This is a genomic window from Aquitalea sp. ASV11 (assembly GCF_016429185.1).
GTDB classification, from domain to species: domain Bacteria; phylum Pseudomonadota; class Gammaproteobacteria; order Burkholderiales; family Chromobacteriaceae; genus Aquitalea; species Aquitalea pelogenes.
This window is the reverse complement of record NZ_JAELUD010000149.1, coordinates 1-970: the sequence shown is the minus strand read 5'-3', so window position 1 is coordinate 970 and position 970 is coordinate 1. Positions and strand designations below refer to the sequence as shown.

Sequence of the window (970 nt, the reverse complement as noted above, 5' to 3'; positions counted from 1 at the left end):
GTGCCTGGTTGATGCGGGCATCGTCTTCGGGCAGGGGCACCATCACCCCCAGCTCCTTCTGGATGGCTTCGCCCTTGCGCAAGATGACTTTCAGCACAAAGCCGTCAATCGGATTGTCTTGCCCATAGAGCATGGTGCAGCGCACCTCGGGGGCCTGTTGGCCGAAGCGGTCTACTCGGCCTTCGCGCTGCTCGTGGCGTGTGGGGTTCCAGGCCAAGTCATAGTGGATGACGGCAGTGAACAGGTGCTGGAGATTGATGCCTTCTGACAGGCAGTCAGTCGCCACCAGGATTCGGCTGTCGGCCTCACCCATGTCTTCGACACGCTCACGACGCTCTTCGGGCGTGAGCTCACCGGTGATGGCCTCGATGGTGGTCTGGGAGAACTTGGCCTTGAGGTGCTCAGCCACGTAATGTGCAGTAGCGATATAGCGGCAGAACACCACAGGGTAGTAGCCGTCCTTGAGCAATTGTCCGACATGCTGGAGGAGCGCAGCCAGCTTGGGATCACCCGATTGCCCCGAGAGACGCTGTGCCGTCGTGATCAATGCTTGCAGACGAGATGCATCTTGCAACTGGGCTGGTGGCTCCAGGTCGCTGGCAGACAGGTCATCGGCCTCACCATCATGCAAACGCTCATCGGTCAACAACTCTTCTGCAGACAGGGAGCCTTCCAGTCGAGTGGTCAGTGCTTTGACTGCTGCGGCGGGCGAGGATGCCACGCAGCGCAGCAAGGCCAAGGTGGCGTACCACATGAGGCCAGAGCCCTCAGCCCCTGCCTCGCGTTCAGCGGTTTCGGCCAGTTCACGGCAGTAGTCCTGCACTGCGTCGAAGAAACTGCCCCAATCACCACTGAGCTGATAGGTAAGCTCGGTTTTCATGCGCCGAGCAAAGCCGCGACCGTCTTGGGTTTCGGCCTGCCACTCTGCAATGTCTTTGCGGCGGCGTTGAACGAAGTGGCGTGCCAGCTC

1 protein-coding gene is annotated in these 970 nt (G+C 60.4%); it reads right to left on the bottom strand.

The genetic code is table 11. The annotated features are described in order from the left end of the window. Positions 1-970 (bottom strand): helicase-related protein (locus tag JHD62_RS21370; protein ID WP_199104571.1); only part of this gene is annotated, 970 nt, incomplete at both ends.